This is a genomic window from Rugamonas aquatica, assembly GCF_009380215.1.
In the GTDB taxonomy this organism is placed as follows: Bacteria; Pseudomonadota; Gammaproteobacteria; order Burkholderiales; family Burkholderiaceae_D; genus Rugamonas; species Rugamonas aquatica_B.
On record NZ_WHUG01000014.1, the window covers coordinates 43,225 to 60,024 of the forward strand.

The 16,800-nt window shown below is 64.7% G+C and carries 14 protein-coding genes and 1 pseudogene; 10 read left to right on the plus strand and 5 right to left on the minus strand.

The window, feature by feature from the left end; translation table 11 throughout:
• The first annotated feature begins 3 nt into the window (after positions 1-3).
• Positions 4-534 (plus strand): gamma carbonic anhydrase family protein, encoded by a 531-nt coding sequence (locus GEV02_RS25765; RefSeq protein ID WP_152840778.1) that lies wholly within the window; start codon positions 4-6, stop codon positions 532-534.
• Here GEV02_RS25765 and GEV02_RS25770 read toward each other — a convergent pair.
• Positions 519-1,013 carry a hypothetical protein gene (locus tag GEV02_RS25770; RefSeq protein ID WP_152840779.1) on the minus strand — a complete coding sequence of 165 codons (495 nt, stop codon included), beginning with the start codon at positions 1,011-1,013 and terminating at the stop codon, positions 519-521. The two genes, GEV02_RS25765 and GEV02_RS25770, sit on opposite strands and share 16 nt — an antisense overlap.
• 18 nt (positions 1,014-1,031) lie before the next feature.
• Positions 1,032-2,108: an extracellular catalytic domain type 2 short-chain-length polyhydroxyalkanoate depolymerase gene (locus tag GEV02_RS25775; protein WP_152840780.1), complete on the minus strand. Its 1,077-nt coding sequence runs from the start codon at positions 2,106-2,108 to the stop codon at positions 1,032-1,034.
• A 288-nt stretch (positions 2,109-2,396) separates the two neighbouring features.
• Here GEV02_RS25775 and GEV02_RS25780 point away from each other — a divergent pair, with 288 nt between their 5' ends.
• The 6 genes and pseudogenes from GEV02_RS25780 (at position 2,397) to GEV02_RS25805 (ending at position 9,768) form a co-directional block, all read left to right on the plus strand.
• Complete coding sequence (locus GEV02_RS25780; RefSeq protein ID WP_152840781.1) at positions 2,397-4,742, plus strand: TonB-dependent receptor domain-containing protein; 2,346 nt, start codon at positions 2,397-2,399, stop codon at positions 4,740-4,742.
• 10 nt (positions 4,743-4,752) lie between these two features.
• On the plus strand, positions 4,753-5,922 hold the full coding sequence (locus GEV02_RS25785) for a hemin-degrading factor (protein ID WP_152840782.1): 1,170 nt from the start codon (positions 4,753-4,755) through the stop codon (positions 5,920-5,922).
• Positions 5,923-6,054: 132 nt separating this feature from the next.
• Complete coding sequence (gene mtoX / locus GEV02_RS25790) at positions 6,055-7,341, plus strand: methanethiol oxidase (protein ID WP_152840783.1); 1,287 nt, start codon at positions 6,055-6,057, stop codon at positions 7,339-7,341.
• The gene (locus tag GEV02_RS25795; protein WP_152840784.1) at positions 7,322-8,041 is read left to right on the plus strand and encodes an SCO family protein; all 720 of its coding nucleotides are present in this window, start codon (positions 7,322-7,324) and stop codon (positions 8,039-8,041) included. The genes mtoX and GEV02_RS25795 overlap by 20 nt, the downstream gene beginning before the upstream one ends.
• A 20-nt stretch (positions 8,042-8,061) precedes the next feature.
• Positions 8,062-9,312: pseudogene (locus GEV02_RS25800) on the plus strand (NAD(P)/FAD-dependent oxidoreductase); the annotation flags it as partial.
• Between the two features lie 48 nt (positions 9,313-9,360).
• Positions 9,361-9,768 carry an SRPBCC family protein gene (locus GEV02_RS25805; RefSeq protein ID WP_152840786.1) on the plus strand — a complete coding sequence of 136 codons (408 nt, stop codon included), beginning with the start codon at positions 9,361-9,363 and terminating at the stop codon, positions 9,766-9,768.
• Here GEV02_RS25805 and GEV02_RS25810 read toward each other — a convergent pair.
• Positions 9,762-10,541: a MipA/OmpV family protein gene (locus GEV02_RS25810; RefSeq protein ID WP_174999347.1), complete on the minus strand. Its 780-nt coding sequence runs from the start codon at positions 10,539-10,541 to the stop codon at positions 9,762-9,764. The genes GEV02_RS25805 and GEV02_RS25810 overlap by 7 nt on opposite strands.
• Positions 10,542-10,698: 157 nt before the next feature.
• On the opposite strand from GEV02_RS25810, the gene GEV02_RS25815 reads away from it, so the two are divergent.
• Together GEV02_RS25815 and GEV02_RS25820 are read left to right on the plus strand one after the other, a co-directional pair.
• Positions 10,699-11,391, plus strand: coding sequence for a response regulator (locus tag GEV02_RS25815; RefSeq protein ID WP_152840788.1), 693 nt, complete (start codon positions 10,699-10,701; stop codon positions 11,389-11,391).
• A complete protein-coding gene (locus GEV02_RS25820) occupies positions 11,388-12,776 on the plus strand; it encodes an ATP-binding protein (RefSeq protein WP_328595917.1) in 1,389 nt (462 codons plus the stop codon). The genes GEV02_RS25815 and GEV02_RS25820 overlap by 4 nt, the downstream gene beginning before the upstream one ends.
• Positions 12,777-12,780: 4 nt before the next feature.
• On the opposite strand, the gene GEV02_RS25825 is transcribed toward GEV02_RS25820, so the two are convergent.
• Together GEV02_RS25825 and GEV02_RS25830 are read right to left on the minus strand one after the other, a co-directional pair.
• Positions 12,781-13,959, minus strand: coding sequence for a glycerophosphodiester phosphodiesterase (locus GEV02_RS25825; protein WP_152840789.1), 1,179 nt, complete (start codon positions 13,957-13,959; stop codon positions 12,781-12,783).
• Entirely contained in the window at positions 13,959-16,355 is a 2,397-nt protein-coding gene (locus GEV02_RS25830) for a TonB-dependent receptor (RefSeq protein ID WP_152840790.1), read from the minus strand. Before GEV02_RS25830 ends, GEV02_RS25825 begins: the two co-directional genes overlap by 1 nt.
• 120 nt (positions 16,356-16,475) lie before the next feature.
• Between GEV02_RS25830 and GEV02_RS25835 the strand changes: the two genes are divergently transcribed.
• On the plus strand, positions 16,476-16,799 hold the full coding sequence (locus tag GEV02_RS25835) for a hypothetical protein (RefSeq protein WP_152840791.1): 324 nt from the start codon (positions 16,476-16,478) through the stop codon (positions 16,797-16,799).
• Position 16,800: the final 1 nt, after the last annotated feature.

Genomic DNA, 16,800 nt, shown 5'->3' on the forward strand with positions numbered 1-16,800 from the left:
CACATGCCCATCTCCAGCTATCTGAACACCAGCCCCGTCCTGGGCGAAAACATTTATCTGCACGCGTCCGCGCAAGTGATCGGCGACGTGCGCATCGGCCGCGACAGCTCGGTCTGGTGCAACACCGTGCTGCGTGGCGATGTCAACCGCATCGTCATCGGCGAGTGCAGCAATGTGCAGGATTTCGCCATGGGCCACGTCTCGCACAAGAACGCCGCCAAGCCGGACGGCTCGCCGCTCATCATCGGCGACTACGTGACCATCGGCCACTCGGTGCTGCTGCACGGCTGCACCATCGGCAATGAATGCCTGATCGGCATGGGCTCCATCATCATGGACGATGTGGTCGTGCAGGACCAGGTGATGGTCGGCGCGGGCAGCCTGGTCTCGCCAGGCAAGGTGCTGGAAAGCGGCCACCTCTACGTCGGTCGCCCGGCGCAGAAGGTGAGGGCGCTGACCGCCGAAGAAATCGCTTATCTGAAATATTCGGCGGAGCACTATGTCCGCGTGAAGAACAACTACCTGGCGGCTTGATCGGCGGCGGGCTGCAGTTTCTGGCTGGCCCAATAACCAAAGTCGACGTCGATGTTCTCCAGCAGCGCCACGAAATTGGTGGCCTGGCTGGTCATCAGGTCGGCCGATTGCGACATCAGGTTGCTCTGCTTCTCCACCAGCTTGGACATGGTGTTGGCTTGCCGTAGCTGTCCATAGTCCTCGATCAGGATGGCGCAGCCCTTGTGCCAGTTCTCATGCTGCGCATGCAGGCGCTGCACGATGGCGGCCTGAAGCTGCGTCCATTCGCTCCAGACGACCGGATCCCACAGCCGCGCCGCCAGCGCCAGGGTCAGGGCGCTGTTGTTGACCAGGTGCGTGGCGTCTTTCTGCATCAGCCTTTGCGTGGTCGCGGCATGCGCCAGCGGTGCGATCGCATTCGATGCGATGGCGGCGGATTCGGCGACGAAGCCTGATGCGTCGAGGGCGTTCACGCGGGTAGTGATGGGAAATTTGCTCATTGCATTCTCCATGTTCGCTCAAGCGCAAAGGCGGTCAAGCATGGCGTGTATCGCCTTGATCTGCACCGCATGGCGCGAATAGTACGGCGACGCGGCGTCCTTGTTGCTGTATCCCCACCAATCCCAGCAGCCATCCGGATTCTGGATGGCGCCGTTGTCCGTGCCTTCGGCTTGCGGATAGAGCACGATGATGTCGTTGCTCTCGGCGATGTTGTTGTAGCCCGTCGTCGTGATGTAGCGGTTGCCGTACGGCGGCTGACTGGCGATGTCGGCGCGGCCGTTGACGTAGTCGGTGTAGTTGTAGCCTTGCTTGCAGCCGTGCAGGGCGATATGCACGCGCGGCGCTTGCACGGCGCCTTCCAGCACTCGGGATGGAATATAGGCATAGCCGAAGCGGCTCATGCTGGCCCAGGGCGCATCTTCACCGAGAAACTCCGTCTGGTCGAAGCGCAGCAGCTGGCCGGTGGCGCGCTCGGCTGGCGCTTTCAGGTCGCCGTAGATATGGCGCAGGATGTCGTGGGATTGCATGAAGCCGCCGTTGTTGATGTAGGGCGGCTGGTTGGTCTGCAATTCCGAATCTTCCGGGTTGTCCGTGATGATGCTGTGGCCGGCCGGCACGTCGTCGTGGTAGGCGATGTTGTCGCGCTTCACGCCCAGCATTTCGTAGAACTGGCGGGTTCTCTCCACGACGTCGGAATAGACCACGTCATCCTCGCTGCCGGTGAAGATGTAGAGCCGGTCGTCGGCGAGGTTGGCGATGTCGTCGATCAGGCCGGCCTGGGCGGTTTCGCGCGCCATCTCGACCAGGCGTTGCGCGTCGGGACCGGTTTGCGGGATCAGCGGGTTCATGCAGATGTACAGGGAATTTTCGATGCGGGAATCTTCCGCCGTCACCAGTCCGCTGGGCTGGTAAGTTTCGGCGCAGCGGAACGGCCCGCCGGCGATGATGCCCGCGCCCGCGAAACTGGCCGAGCGGGCCAGGTGCAGCTGCACGGTCATGAAAGCGCCGGACGACAGGCCGGAGATGGAGTTGTTTCCCTTTGACGCAGCATACGATCCGAGTTGAACGATTTTCCCGTCTGCACTAGCAACCATCGTGGACCTCCTGTCATGAATTTTTCGGGGGAATTGGCCTGTACCTGCCGGCCGGGGTAGAAGCGGTATTCTGCGTGCGCCTCACGGCGGACTCTTGAGCTTCATCAAGATACCTGAAGAATAAAAAGATGCAAGAAGAATAATGTTTAACTTTTATCTAGCAATGTGGTCGCGGATTCTCACCACGCTGCTGCTTGTAAATGAGAATCATTATTGTTAGAATGTATTTTTGCCAGCAATCGCCGTAGGTTCGAGAGCCAGCCGTCACCTTCACACTCTTGGAACTCTATGGCCGCTATCAATTCGGGCGCCCGGCATACGGCCGCGCCTTTGTCTCTTCACGCCGTGACACTGGCGGTGCGATCCGCCTTGCTGACCTTGCTGGGCGCGGCGCTGTTGCCCGCCTACGCCGCCAACGCCGCCGATGCCGCCGATGCACCTGCCGCATCCGCCGCGCTGGGCGAGATCCTGGTCAAAGCCAAACGCGACGACAGCAGCAACACCCGCAGCGGCGCCACCGTCGTCATCGGCGCCGAGCAGATCACCCAGAACAACGCCATCGACATGGCCAATATCGCCCGCTACGCGCCGCTGGTCAGCGTGCCGACGGCGGCCAGCGGTTCCGGCAATATCTGGGACGGCGCCGGCAATACCGGCATCAACATCCGTGGCGCCGAAGGCAACCGCGTCAGCCTGGAACTGGACGGCATCGCGCTGCCGGACGCCGCGCCTAAACCGGACGGCAACTCCACCAACTCCTTCGGCATCGGCCGCGACTACTTCGATCCCGAAACCTTCCGCGAAGTACGCATCGGTTCCGGCACCAGCCCGGCCGGCGCGGGCACGCCTGGCATCGGCGGTTCGGTATCGTTCATCACCAAGACGCCCGAAGAGTACCTGACCACCCGCAAGCTCTACGCCGACTACAAGGCCGGCTACACCTCCGACCGTGGCGCCCGCATGCACGCGGTGACCGGGGCGGCCACGCTGAGCGACAACCTGAAGGGCCTGATCGTCGGCGTGCACCGCGCCGGCGACGAAGGCAAGAGCCGTGGCAATGTCGCGCTCAATCCCGACGACTGGACTTCCGACGCCGTACTGGCCAAGCTGAGCTGGAAGCTGACCGGCGACCAGAAACTGGGCTTCACCGTCGACAACTACAAATCCACGCACGACCGCATCTACGCCAACAAGCTGGGGCCGTCGTATCCGGAAGGCGCGGCGCAGAACTCGCGCACCGAGCGCACCCGCTACAGCATCGAGCATCACTACACGCCGGGCTCCGGCCTGCTGTTCGATACGCTCGACACCCGCGCCTACACGCAGAACGCCTCGGTGGTCGACCTGACCCGCGCCAGCTACATCACCGGCAGCCAGCCCTACCTGCGCAACATCACGACCGGCTTCTACAACAACAGCAAGGGCCTGGCGACGGACGCCACCAAGCAGCTGGACGCGAACACTCTGCTGAGCTACGGCATCAGCTACGAGCAGCAGGAAAGCCGTCGTCCATGGCAGGAAGACCGCACCGTCATCAAGACCGGCGCGCACCAGATCACCATGAAGAACCGCATGGCCGACATGGACACCGACAAGCTGGCGGCCTATCTGCGCGGCGAGTTCGGCTTCACGATGCTGGGCCGCCAGGCCACGCTGACCCCGGGCCTGCGCGGCGAGCAGCGCAAGCTGAAACCGAAAAACCTGGAAGCGTATTTCATCGCCGTGCCAAGCGCGGCCAAGGAAATCAAGGATGAAACCGATTCCTTCTTCACGCCCAGCCTGAACCTGTCGGTCGAGCTGACGCCTGGCTTCAGCGCCTACGCGCAATACAGCCGCGGCACCCGCCTGCCGACCGCGGCCGAGCGCACCGGCACCTACGATTCATTCACCTACACCGCCGCCGGCAACGCCTACGCCGTGATGGGCAATCCGAACCTGAAGAAGGAAACCAGCAACGCCTTCGACATCGGCCTGAAAGGCGCGCCGGTTCCGGGCGTGGAGCTGAGCACCTCGGTGTTCTACACCAGCTACAGCAACATGATCGAATACGCCGCGCAGCCGCTGGACCCGGTCAACTATCCGACCATCACCTTCGGCCTGTTCCGTCCTGAGAACGTCGGCAAAGCCAACACCAAGGGCATCGAAGTCAGCAGCCGCTTCCAGCTGGGCCAGTGGATCGCGCCAATGAAGGGCTACAGCGTGGCGCTGGCCGGCGGCATCTCGCAAGGCACGGCGGAAAACAGCAAGACCGGCAAGAAAGCCGATCTGCCGTCGGTGCAGCCATACAAGGCCAACGCCGTCTTCGCGTATGACGATCCGGCCCTGCGTGGCGGCGCGTCCTTCGCGGTCAGCACCGTACGCGGCAAGAAGGCCGCCGATGACGTGATCTCCGACACCAGCGCCGTGCGCTTCAATGTTCCGGGTTCGACCGTGATGGACTTCACGGCCTACTGGAACATCGGCAAGCACGTGGTCCTGAATGCCGGCGTCTACAACATCGGCGACAAGAAGTACTGGGATTACGCCTCGGCGCGCAGCCTGCCGGTCGGCACCACCGCGACCACGCTGGCCGATATCGAACGTTATGTCCGTCCGGGCCGCAACTACGCGGTCAACCTCAAAGTGATCTACTAAGGAGTTACCCATGAAAGCTCATCACCGCTTTGCCCTGGCGCTGACCGGCGCCCTGTTGCTGAACTATCTGCCAGCCAGCGCCGCCAGCCTGTCCGAACGCTACGACGCGCTGCGCACCAGCCAGCCCCGGCTGCAAGCGCGCGACGCCGCCAAGACCTTGAACGTGTCCGAAGCCGACCTGCTGGCGATCGGCATCGGCAAGACCGTCACCCGCTTGCAGGAAGGCGAGAACGTGCCGCGTGAAATCATGCGCCGCGCGCTGGACCTGGGCACGGTGATGGCGCTGACGCGCAACGAGAACGGCGTGCTGGAACGTACCGGCGTCGCCACCAAACTCAAGCCGCAGGAAGAAATCACCGGCCTCGACGCCGACAAGGAAAAGGAACGCGAAGCCCGCCTGCGCAACATCGCCGGCGGCTACCTGGGCGGCGAGATCGACCTGCGCTTCACCTTCAAGAACTGGAAGTATGCGTTCGCCGTCGTCCAGCCTGGCAAGGATGGCGTGGTGTCGCGCAGCCTGCAATTCTTCGATGCCCACGGCGACGCGGTGCACAAGATCTACGTGAAGAGCGAGGCCGGCGTGCCGGTGTTCGACAAGCTGGTGGCGGACTTCCGCAACCCGACGCAAAGCGCGGACCTGAAGGTGACGGCGGCGCCGGTCAAGCCGGCCGAGAAACCAGACAGCGCCATCGACGTCAAGGAATACCAGATGGCCTGGAACGAGCTGACCGATGTGCACCAGTTCAACCGCCTGCTGGGTGAGTTTGGCATGTCGCGCGAACAGGCGATGCGCCTGGCGCCGGCCAGTTCCGTGCAGCGCGTGACGCCGCAGGCGGTGCGCCAGCTGCTGGAAGAGTCGGCCAAGCAGAAGCTGGACATCATGGCCTTCCTCGGCAACGAGGCGGCGATCCAGATCTACAGCGGCAAGGTCAGCAAGGTGCAGGAAGCGGGCGGCTGGTTCAACGTGCTCGACCCTGAGTTCAATCTGCACTTGCGCGACAACGCCTTCAACAGCGGCTACGTGATCAAGCGCGCCGGCGTGACGTCGGTGGAATTCTTCGACAAGAACGGCGAGCTGGTGGTGAGCTTCTTCGGCGTCCGCGAGCGCAACAAGCCGCAGCCGCAAAGCTGGGTCGACATGACTGCCGCGCTGCCTAAGGCTGGCGCCGATCGCCGCTGATCAGTAGAAATAGAACGAACTTGCATGCGAAAAGCCAGCTGTTGCTTTTCGCGCAAGTGGGAAAGTAACTGTTGATTTTTCAACTGGACGATGTCAAATTGCTTATGTTAATAAATATGCATGGAGACCGGAATGAAATTTCTGCCCGTCGTCAGTGTGCTCTTTTCCGTATTGCTGGCCGGCCCGGCCGGCGCCGATGAAACCTGCAATTCGCCCTATATGGCCAACCTCATCAAGGGCCAGGAAGACTACGTCCATGTCTGGACGCTGGGCATCGCCGGCATCGGCAATGGCCAGGACAAGCTGGTGACGATAGACGTCAACCCGGCCTCGCCGAAATACGGCAAGGTGATTAATTCGCTGTCGGTGCCGGGGCGCGGCGACGCCCACCACGTCGGCTTCACCGAAGACCGCAAATACCTGTGGGCCGGTCGTCTGCAGGACAGCAAGATCTTCGTGTTCGATGTCGGCACCGATCCGGCCCATCCCAAGCTGGTGAAGACCATCAACGATGTGGTCGACAAGAGCGGCTACGTCGGTCCGCACACCTTCTACGCGCTGCCGGGGCGCATGCTGGTCGGCTTCCTGTCGAACCCGCGCGACATGGGCGGCGCCACCGGCATGGCGGTGTACAACAACAAGGGCGACGTGGTGGCCCGCTATCCAAACCCGACCGACAAGATCGGCGACGTGCAGGGCGACGGCTATGGCTACGACCTGGCGATCAACCCCGGCCGCAACGCCATGCTGACCTCCAGCTTCACCGGCTACACCAACTACCGTACCGATCTGGGCAAGCTGATCAAGGATCCGGCGGCCATGCAGAAGTTCGGCAACACGATGGTGCTGTGGGACTTCAAGGCCATGAAGCCGCAGCAGATCTTCAGCACCCCGGGCGCGCCGCTGGAAGTGCGCTGGTCGCAGGCCGCCGGCGACAACTGGGCGATCACCGCCACCGCACTGACCTCCAGGCTGTGGCTGGTTCGCCCCGATGCCGACGGCCGCTGGCAGGCGCGCGACGTCGGCCCGATCGGCGACCCGGCCAAGACTCCGCTGCCGGTCGACATGTCGATCACGGCCGACGGCAAGGGCCTGTGGGTCAACACCTTCATGGACGGCAAGACCCGCTTGTTCGACCTGAGCAATCCTGAAGCGCCGCGCCAGGTCTATGAGAAAGTCACGGGCAAGCACGTCAACATGGTCAGCCAGAGCTGGGATGGCAAGCGCCTGTACATCACCACCAGCCTGCTTGAACACTGGGATCTGGACAACGACGACCATTTCATCAAGCTCTATCACTGGGATGGCCGCGAGTTGAGCCAGCAGTGGAAGATCGATTTCTACAAGGAGAAGCTGGGCCGTCCGCACCACATGAAGTTCAGCGCGAAGCCCGCTCCCAATGTGGCGTCGATACGTTGACATCTGGCCGCTGCTGCCGCTGCTGCTGTTGAGCGGAACGGATGGCGTGCGGCCGGCCGTCGCGGCGCAGCGGCCGGCGGCCGTGCCGTCGCAGCTGATCGTGCCGGCGGCCGGCAGCTATCGCTTGCCGGTGATCCAGCAGGGGCCGCGCGGCATGGTGCTCGACAGCGACGGCCGCGACAGGCCGCTGGAACGCTACACCACCGGCCGCGTCACGCTGCTCAACTTCATGTACACCTATTGCAGCGATCCGACCGCGTGTCCGGCGTTGCTCTCCACCTTGAACGGCTTGCGCGAGCGTTTGCTCAACACGCCGGCGATGGCGCGGCGCGTGCAGTTCGCCAGCATTTCCTTCGACCCGGTCAACGACACGCCGGAGGCGATGCGTTTCTACGGCGGCGCGCTGGGCAGCGCCGGCCAGCCTTTGCGCTGGCACTTCCTGACCTCGCGCTCGGTGGAAAAGCTGCAACCCATCCTTGACGACCTCGGGCAGAGCACCTCGGTGCAGCTCGACGCCCAGGGCAAGCCGACGCGTTTGTACTACCACCAGGTCAAGCTGTTCCTGCTCGACCGGCAGGGGCGGGTGCGCGAGATCTACAGCCCGGCTTTCCTGCAACCCGAGCTGATCTACCGCGATATCCAGACGCTGCTGCTGGAAACGGATACCGTTCAGGCGGCTGACAGCCGGCGGCGGTACTAGCTGCCATGTCGACGCACAGCTCCATGCCGGCCAGGCACACGGTGGTCATCGTCGGCGGCGGCGCGGCCGGCATCGCCGCGGCGGCCAGCCTGCTGGCGCGGCAGCCCGGGCTCGATGTCGCCATCGTCGAGCCGGCCGACACCCACTACTACCAGCCCGGCTGGACGCTGGTGGGCGGCGGCGCCATGCGCAGCGCCGACACGGTCCGGCCGATGGCCAGCGCGATGCCGCGCGGCGTGCGCTGGATCCGGGCGGCGGTGGCCGGCTTGGCGCCGGAGCTCGACGCCATCATGCTGGCCGACGGCGGCATGCTGCACTATCGCCAGCTGGTGGTGTGCCCCGGCCTGAAGCTGGACTGGGACGCCATCGCCGGATTGTCCGGGACGCTGGGGGGCAGCGGCGTCACCTCGAACTACCTGCACCGGCTGGCGCCGTACACATGGCAGATGGTGCAGCAGCTGCGCGGCGGCCGCGCGCTGTTCACCCAGCCGGCCATGCCGATCAAGTGCGCGGGCGCGCCGCAGAAGGCGATGTACCTGGCGGCCGACCACTGGCGCCGCAACGGCGTGCTGGGCGATATCGACATTGAATTCTGCAGCGCCGGCGCCGTGCTGTTCGGCGTTGCGGATTATGTGCCGGCGTTGATGGAGTATGTCGACGCTTATGGCGTCGGCCTGCGTTTCGGTAACACGCTGGTCGCGGTCGATGGCGAGGCCAGGATGGCGACTTTCCGCCGCGCCTTGCCGGATGGTGGCAGCGAGCAAATCCAGCGCGGCTTCGACTTGCTGCATGTGGTGCCGCCGCAAACGCCGCCCGACTTCATACGCGCCAGCGTGCTGGCCGACGCGGGCGGCTGGCTCGACGTCGACCCGGCCACGCTGAGGCACAAGCAATGGCACAACATCCACGCGCTGGGCGATATCATCAACTGCGGCAACGCCAAGACCGTCGCCGCCGCCCGTCGCCAGGCGCCGGTGGTGGCGCACAATGTGCTGGCCGCGCTGGGAGGCGGGCAGCGCGCTGCGCAAAGCCTGGCCCGCTACGACGGCTACGGCGCCTGCCCGCTGACGGTTGCGCGCGGCAAAGTGGTGCTGGCCGAGTTTTGTTATGGCGGCCGCTTGTCGCCCAGTCTGCCCCGCTGGCTGATCGAGGGCACCCGTCCGTCGCGGCTGGCCTGGCTGCTCAAGCGGCATCTGCTGCCGCCGGTGTACTGGCAAGCCATGCTGAAGGGACGGGAGTGGCTGGCCAAGCCAGACATCGATTGCACTTAAATTAATATTTCGCTATGCTGCGCTCTCCATCGAACTAAGGAGCAGGCCATGTGGACCCATGTCGCAAGCATAGAAACAAGCGCCACGCCGGCGGCCGTCTGGGCGCTGTGGTCCGACGTCGCGGGCTGGAAGCAGTGGAACGCCGGCATCGCGAACATCGAACTGCACGGCCCCTTTGCCGACGGCACGCGCTTCACGATGCAGGTGCCGGGCGACGACATCTTCAGCAGCACCCTGTTGACCGTGCGCGAAAACCAGGAGTTCACCGACGAGACCATCATCGACGACAACCGAGTGCTGGTGTTCCACCGCATCGAAGCGCTGCCGTCCGGCCTCACGCGCATCAGCTACAGCACCGAGATCACCGGCCCGCAGGAAGCGGAATTCGGGCCGATGGTGGTGGGCGACTTCCCCGATGTGCTGGCCGCGTTGAAGCGCCTCGCGGAAAATCAGTAGGCGTAGCTGACGTAGACCGCAGCGGTAGGGCTGGTCTTGCGCTCGGTGAGCGGGCTGCGCGCAGCTTCGCGCAGCAGATGGGTGGCGCCGACCATCGTGGTGATGCCCCATTTCTGGTCGAGCTTGTGCTGCCAGGTCAGCATGACGTTGGCTTCGTACAGGCCGGACTTCGGCTGGTAAGCCTTGAACTTCGACGTGCTCGCCTGCTTGGCGGTGACGCCGTAGTAGGTCTGCGCATATTTGCTGTCCGCGAAACCGGCGCCGACGCCCAGCGAAATCTTATCGCTAGTCGCGTCCAGCAAATGCGCCGTCACGCCGCTGTGGAAGGTCTTGCCGTTCTCGCGCTGCGACAGCGGGACGTCGGCGCTGACGTTCAGCTCCAGCAGGGGGATCGGCTTGTAGCCCAGGCTCAGCATGGCGTTGGCGCTGCCCTTGATGTCGCCCATGCCCTTCAGGTTGGCGCTGCCGGTGTTGCCGAACAATCCTTTCTCATTCTTTTCCTTGCGGTCGCCGCGATAGCCCAGTGCCGCGCTGTAGGTCAACGGGCCGGCTTCGCCGCCGTAGCCGATGCCGCGCAGGGTGCTGGCGAAGAAGCCGCTGGCATGGCTGTAATCGATCAGGATCACCGGCGCGACGGTGTTCTGTTTGGAGCCGGAGTAGCGCGCGCCGGCGGCCACGCCGCCGCCGAGCATGAGTTGGCTGTCGTCGGCCGCAACGGCCAGGGTGGGCAGCAGCAGGCAGGCGGCTGCGGCGGAGATCAGACGTAAGTTCATGGTGAAGTCCATTCAAAATTAGTGCCGGCGCCCCGATGGCCCGGTAAACTGCGAGCAGTATGTTCAACACGCATGAAGGCAATCTGAGCCTTTGATGAAGAAAGCATGAAGATGGGTCTTTAGCTCATCTTCAGATTCGGATGTTCTAATACCGCCTATGAAAATCCTGCTGATAGAAGACGACCTGGACCTGGGCAACGGCGTGCGCATCGCGCTGTCGGAGCAAGGCATGGACGTGGTCTGGGTACGCACCCTGGACGACGCCACACGCAGCCTGGCTCACGACGGTTGCGACCTGGTGCTGCTCGACCTGGGCTTGCCCGACGGCGACGGCCTGACCTTGCTCGCGCAACTGCGCCGCAACCCGGTGCAGGGCGACAGCGGCGGCCTGCCGGTGCTGATCCTCAGCGCGCGCGATGCGCTGGACGACCGTCTGGCCGGCCTCGACCGGGGCGCCGACGATTACCTGGTCAAGCCCTTCGTGCTGGCCGAACTGCTGTCGCGGGTGCGCGCGCTGGCGCGGCGCAGCTACGGCTTCGACGGCGAGAGCATCGAAGTGCGCGGCCTGGCGCTGCATGCGCCGACGCGGCGCGTCAGCGTCGGCGGCCGCGCGGTGGAGCTGACCGCCAGCGAATACGCGCTGCTCAAGATGCTGATGATGCGCACCGACCGCGTGCTGACGCGGCGCGTGCTGGAGGAACAAACCCTGCCGGGCAGCCAGACCAACGCCAGCAACACGCTGGACGTGCACATGGCCAACCTGCGGCGCAAGATAGGCGAGGGCTATATCCGCACCGTGCGCGGCATCGGCTACGTGATCGACCAGCAGGCGCGCGGCGGTGCGGCGTGAATTTCCTGCGGCGCTGCTGGCGCGTGATTGCCGAGCCGACGCTGGTGCGGCGGCTGATGGTGGTGCAGGTGCTGCTGGTGCTGGTGATGTGGGGCGGCGTGATTACCCTGATCGTCCACAATGGCGGCGACAGTTCCAGCTATCTGAACTCCAGCAAGTCTTTCGATGCGGTTATCCGCGTGGCGGAGAACCTGGCCAGCCAGCCGGTGCTGCAGCAGCAAAGCCTGCTCGCCATCGACGAGGCGCTGCGCGAGGAATTCGATGTCAGCGAGCTGCACGAGCTGGGGCCGATGCTGCTGGTCTGGCAGGGCGAGCGCCTGGTCTACCGTTCGAAGGCGGCGTCGCTGGCGCTGAGCGGCAAGGGCGCGGACGGCGTGGAAACCGTGTATATCCAGGGCGAGCGCTATCGCGCGCGCACCGTGCGCTCGCGGCGGTCGGACATGTGGCTGACGGCGGCGGCGCCGGTCGGCTGGATCAATGTGTTCGTGACGATTAATTCTCGCGGCTATTTCCTGCTGCCTTTGCTCATCAGCCTGCCGCTCTTGCCCTTGCCGGCATGGTGGTCGATCCGCATCGCGATGCGGCCGTGGCGGAAGGTGGCGCAGGAGGTGGCGGCGCGTGGTCCGCAGGATTTGACGCCGTTGCAGTTCAGACCGCCGCACCGCGAGCTGGCGGCGATGGTCGACAGTGTCAATGCCTTGCTGCTGCGGGTCAGCCAGAGTGCGCTGCGCGAACGCAGCTTCATCGCCGATGCCGCGCATGAGCTGCGCACGCCGCTGGCGGCCATGCGCGTCAATGCGGAAGCCTTGCAGGGGCATGATAACGGGCCGGTGCAGAGGGAACTGTTGAACGGCATCCTCAGCAGCGGCAACCGCGCCGGGCGGCTGGTCGGCCAGCTGCTGCAATTGATGCGCAGCGACGCCACCGGCAACGAGCCGCACGTGCGGCTGGCGCTGGATGCCTTGCTGCAGGACCGGCTGGCGGCCCTGTCGGGGCTGGCGTCACGCGATGGCATCGAGCTGGAGCTGGCGGTGGCCGAGCCGGTGAGCGTGATGGGGCAGCGCGAGAGCCTGGTGTCGCTGGTGGACAATCTGGTGGAGAACGCGATCAAGTACAGCCCGCCGCATGGCGTGGTCAGGGTCAGTTTGTCGCGGGCGGCGGGGCAGGCCTTGTTGACGGTGGAGGATCAGGGGCCGGGCATCGTGCCGGCGTTGCGCGAGCGTGTGTTCGACCGCTTCTTCCGCGATCCGCAGCAGACCAAGAGCGGCAGCGGGCTGGGGCTGGCGATTGCGGCCTCGGCGGCGGCCAGCCACGGCGGCCGCATCGAGCTGGGCGATGCGCAGGGCGGCGGCCTGCTGGCGCAAGTCCAGCTGCCGCTCGCCTAAAGGTTTAAGCCAACGCGGCCCGGCCCAGCGCCGGGTCGTCGGTGAAGAAGCCGTCCATGCCGGTGGCGATGTAGCGCTTGATTTCGGCGATGGAACCCGCCTCGTTGCGCGCCGTATCGCCGGCGTTGTTGCGGAAGTCCGCCGCCAGGAAATGATTCTCCGGACGGAAGGTCCACGGCTCCACCCGCAGGCCCACCTTGTGCGCGTCATCCACCAGCGAGCTTGGCTTGTCCAGGCTGCCGTCCTTCTTCAGCGGAATCAGCGCGCGCGTCGGTGGCGCCACCACGTCGGCGTATTGCGCGATGTCGCGCAGGCCGGCCGGCGTGCACATCTGCGCGAAGGTCAGCGTGCCGCCTGCTGCCGCCACATCCATCGGCCGCACGTTCTCGGCGATCACCAACTGCATCAGGCGCAGGTTGGCGCGCTGGCCCAGCTTGCCGCGCATGTACTTCAGGTTGGCCACTTCGAAGGACTGGATCTCGACCGGATTGCGGCGCGTATAGTCGTGCGCGGCCAGGATGGACAGGAAACGGTCTTCCAGCGGCAGGCCGACGCTGGCGAAATACGTCGAGTGCTTGAGCTCCGGCACCAGGCCGATGATGCGCCCGCGCGCCGCCGCTTCGGCCGCCGTGAAGTCGATGATCTCTTCAAACGTCAGCACCTGGAACATGCCGTCGTAGCGGGCGCTGCCCGGACGGTATTGCGGCAGGCGCTCGACCGCGCGCAGCGTCTTCAGTTCGGCCAGCGTGAAGTCGTCGACGAACCAGCCTTCGTGGGTTTCGCCGTCGATGGTCTTGCGCGTCTTGCGGCTGGCGAACTCGGGATGGCTGGCGACGTCGGTGGTTTCGCTGAGGAAGGCTTCATGGCGCGCCACCAGCACGCCGTCCCTGGTGCTGCACAGGTCGGGTTCGATGTAGTCGGCGCCGTCGGCGATGGCCTTGGCGTACGAGGCCAGCGTGTGCTCGGGACGCAGCGCGCTGGCGCCGCGGTGGCCGAACACCAGCGGCGTCTTCGGACCCGCACCGACCGCGCCCACGCCCGGCATGCCGGACAGGTCGGGCGAGGCCGGAGCGGCCGCTGCCGCCCGCACGGAGCCGGGCAGCATCAGCGCGGCGCCGGCTGCCGCCGCCGTCTGGATGAAGCCGCGCCGCGACAGGCGTTGAGGTAAATACAGTCCGTTCATCAGAAGTCCGCCATCAAAGTCAGGAAGCCCTGACGTGGTGCGATCGGGAAGGTATTGTACGTGCCGCTGGCCGCGCCGACCACCACGTTCAGGCTGCCTTCGCGATTGGCCAGGTTGCTGACGTTCAGACGGTAGCGCGCATTCTTCACCCAGCTGTTGTTCAGGAAGGGCAGCTTGCCCGATACGCCCAGGCTCATCAGGAAGTAGCTCGGCACGTCCAGGTCGTTGGTGTAGGTGGCGTAGCGCTTGCCGACGTAGTCGCCGATCAGCTGGAACTCGGTGTCGGCCACGGTGGCGGTGGCGACGAACTTGTTCATCCACTCAGGGCTGCCCGGCACGGATTTGCCGGAGGTCGGCACGACATCCTTGCCGTTGTTGTAGTTGTCCGAGTAGGTCGAACGGTTGAACGACACCGCATCGTAGAACGAGAACATGCGGCCGAAGTGCAGCGTGCCGGAGATGTCGATGCCGTCGGTCTTGACGCTGCCGACGTTGGCCAGCACCGGATTGCCGCCGATGATGGAGGTGATCACCGGCGTCGGGCTGATGGTCAGCAGGCGGTCCTTGAAGTCGACGTGGTACAGGCTGACCTGGCCATCGAAGGCTTTCAGCGGACCCAGGTCCAGCTGGTGGCTGGTGCGCATGCCCAGCTCGTAGGTGATCGAGGTCTCAGGCTTGGCGCTGCTCTTGAACAGGTCGAACGCGGCCTGGCTCGCTAGGCTCCACGGCGAGGCGCCGCCGCCGCCGTAGGTGACGAACTGGCGCATATTCTTTTGCACGTTGACGAACATCTGGTCTTGCGCCGTGATGTCCCAGCGCGCGCCGACTTGCGGCAGGAACCATTTCTTGGTGATGATCTCGCCGACCGGCAAGGCCAGCGAACCATTGGCGATCGCGCCCTTGGCCGGCTGCACCGGGAACTGGCCGTCGGCAAACTGCAGGCTGGACTTGAAGCCGGCTTGCAGCGCCAGGTCGTCGCGCATGCGCCATTCGTCTTGCAGGTGGATCTGCGCGACCTTGTTGTTGATCTCGCTGCCGTATTGCGTAATCAGCGGATTGCTCGGACGGTCGTACGGCGAGCTTGGGTTGTTCACGTCCAGCGCGTACCAGCGGCGGTAGGCCGACGAGCGGTTGTGCTCCAGCCACAGGCCGCCTTGCAGCTTGTGGTTGCCGAACTCGGTGCTCAGCGTGGACAGCCAGCCGTTGCGGTTGATCGCGTATTCGGTGGTGCGGGTGGCGTAGCCGGAGTTGCCGAACACTTGCTTCAGGTTCTGGCCAGGGAAGTAGACCGCGAACAGGCCAGGCAGGCCGGCCACGCCGATCGGGCCGGCCACCACGCCGACGCCGTCGTCGTTATGGTAGTAGACCTGGTTGGACCAGGTGGTCGATTCGCCGATGTTCATGTCGAACTTGGCGTAGGTCAGGTAATCCTTGCGCTGGGCGTCGCTGTAGTAGTTGCGGTAGTTGTTGCCTTCGGCCGCAGGCGTGGCGCCGGTCGGCGACAGGTAGTTCAGCGCGGTCTGGAAGTTCGGGTATATGAACGGACGGGTGTACGGCTGGAACTTCTCGGTGGCCGAGCGCACGGTGGCGTCTTCGTTCGGCTCGATCTTGTCCGAATAGTTGAAGAACAGCGTCAGCTTGCCGGCGTTGCTCTGGTTGACGTACTTGGCGTTGACCTGGTCGCCGCCCTGGCGGCCGTTGAAGTCCCAGGCCTTTTGCTCGTGGTGGACGGCCGAGATGTAGGCGCTGTTGCCGCTGCCGAAGTCGCCGGTGTCGTAGCGCAGGAAGGTGCGCGAGGTGTTGTAGCTGCCGACGGTCTGCTGCACGGCCAGGTTGCGGCTGCGCTGCGGCTCGCTGGAGAAGGTCTCGATGGTGCCGCCCAGGTTGCTGGTGGACGCGGTCGACAGGTCGCCGGCGCCGGACGACAGGATGACGTTGCCGACGTTCTCGCTGATGACGGCGCGCTGCGGCGACAGGCCGTTGTAGTTGCCGTACTGCTGGTCGCCGAGCGGCACGCCGTCCATGGTGTAGCCCAGTTGCGGGCCGCTGAAGCCGTGGATGAACAGCGACAGGTTCTGCTCGTTGTTGCCCCATGGGTCGGCGGTCTGGAAGCTCACGCCCGGCAGGGTTTGCAAGGCCTTCAACGGGTTAATGCCCGGCAGGATCTTCTGCATATCGCCCTTGGTCAGCGCGACCGAGGAGCGGGTTCTGCGGGTGGCGATCTCGATCGTGGCGACCGGAGCGGCGGCGGCCGCTTCGGCTTCCGTAGCGTGGCCGGCTGCGGTGGCCGGTGCGTCGGCGGCCATGTCGGCCACGGCGGCGGCGACGTTGGCGGCCATCGCCAGCATGGGGAAGCTCAGCGCGGCGAAGCACACTGCGGATAATTTCTTGTTCATGATCGGCCTTGAATACCAGTTGGAGGGAAATGAAAACTTTGCGCATGATAGGCACTGAGTGTTACCGGATCATGACGCCGGTGCGATACACTGCTGGCTGCAAACAAGGAGAGGATCACGATGCGCAAACTTTTGATGCTGGCGCTGGCGGGCTTGGTGGCTCAGTTGGCCGGCTGCTACACGGTGAACCAGGCAGGCCTGGGCAACTTCGTCTCGCAGACGGTGCAGCCTGGCATGCCGCTGGATCAGGCGCTGGTGCGTATGCGGACGGAAGGCTTTTACTGCAATACCAGTTCGGCCGGCACGGTGACGATCTGCACCCGCAACCAGGAGCGCTTGCTGCGCGGTTCCTGCGTCGAGCGGGTTGATCTGGTGCGCAGCGCCACCTCCACACTAACCCTGGGCACCATCGACGTGATGGAAACCCGCTGCGCTAAATTCTGAC

What these genes read in the sequence shown, in the direction of transcription:
- GEV02_RS25765 (WP_152840778.1), top strand. Translation starts at nt 4, where the DNA reads ATGCCCATCTCCAGCTATCTGAACACCAGCCCCGTCCTGGGCGAAAAC.
- GEV02_RS25770 (WP_152840779.1), bottom strand. Translation starts at nt 1,013, where the DNA reads ATGAGCAAATTTCCCATCACTACCCGCGTGAACGCCCTCGACGCATCA.
- GEV02_RS25775 (WP_152840780.1), bottom strand. Translation starts at nt 2,108, where the DNA reads ATGGTTGCTAGTGCAGACGGGAAAATCGTTCAACTCGGATCGTATGCT.
- GEV02_RS25780 (WP_152840781.1), top strand. Translation starts at nt 2,397, where the DNA reads ATGGCCGCTATCAATTCGGGCGCCCGGCATACGGCCGCGCCTTTGTCT.
- GEV02_RS25785 (WP_152840782.1), top strand. Translation starts at nt 4,753, where the DNA reads ATGAAAGCTCATCACCGCTTTGCCCTGGCGCTGACCGGCGCCCTGTTG.
- mtoX (WP_152840783.1), top strand. Translation starts at nt 6,055, where the DNA reads ATGAAATTTCTGCCCGTCGTCAGTGTGCTCTTTTCCGTATTGCTGGCC.
- GEV02_RS25795 (WP_152840784.1), top strand. Translation starts at nt 7,322, where the DNA reads ATGTGGCGTCGATACGTTGACATCTGGCCGCTGCTGCCGCTGCTGCTG.
- GEV02_RS25805 (WP_152840786.1), top strand. Translation starts at nt 9,361, where the DNA reads ATGTGGACCCATGTCGCAAGCATAGAAACAAGCGCCACGCCGGCGGCC.
- GEV02_RS25810 (WP_174999347.1), bottom strand. Translation starts at nt 10,541, where the DNA reads ATGAACTTACGTCTGATCTCCGCCGCAGCCGCCTGCCTGCTGCTGCCC.
- GEV02_RS25815 (WP_152840788.1), top strand. Translation starts at nt 10,699, where the DNA reads ATGAAAATCCTGCTGATAGAAGACGACCTGGACCTGGGCAACGGCGTG.
- GEV02_RS25825 (WP_152840789.1), bottom strand. Translation starts at nt 13,959, where the DNA reads ATGAACGGACTGTATTTACCTCAACGCCTGTCGCGGCGCGGCTTCATC.
- GEV02_RS25830 (WP_152840790.1), bottom strand. Translation starts at nt 16,355, where the DNA reads ATGAACAAGAAATTATCCGCAGTGTGCTTCGCCGCGCTGAGCTTCCCC.
- GEV02_RS25835 (WP_152840791.1), top strand. Translation starts at nt 16,476, where the DNA reads ATGCGCAAACTTTTGATGCTGGCGCTGGCGGGCTTGGTGGCTCAGTTG.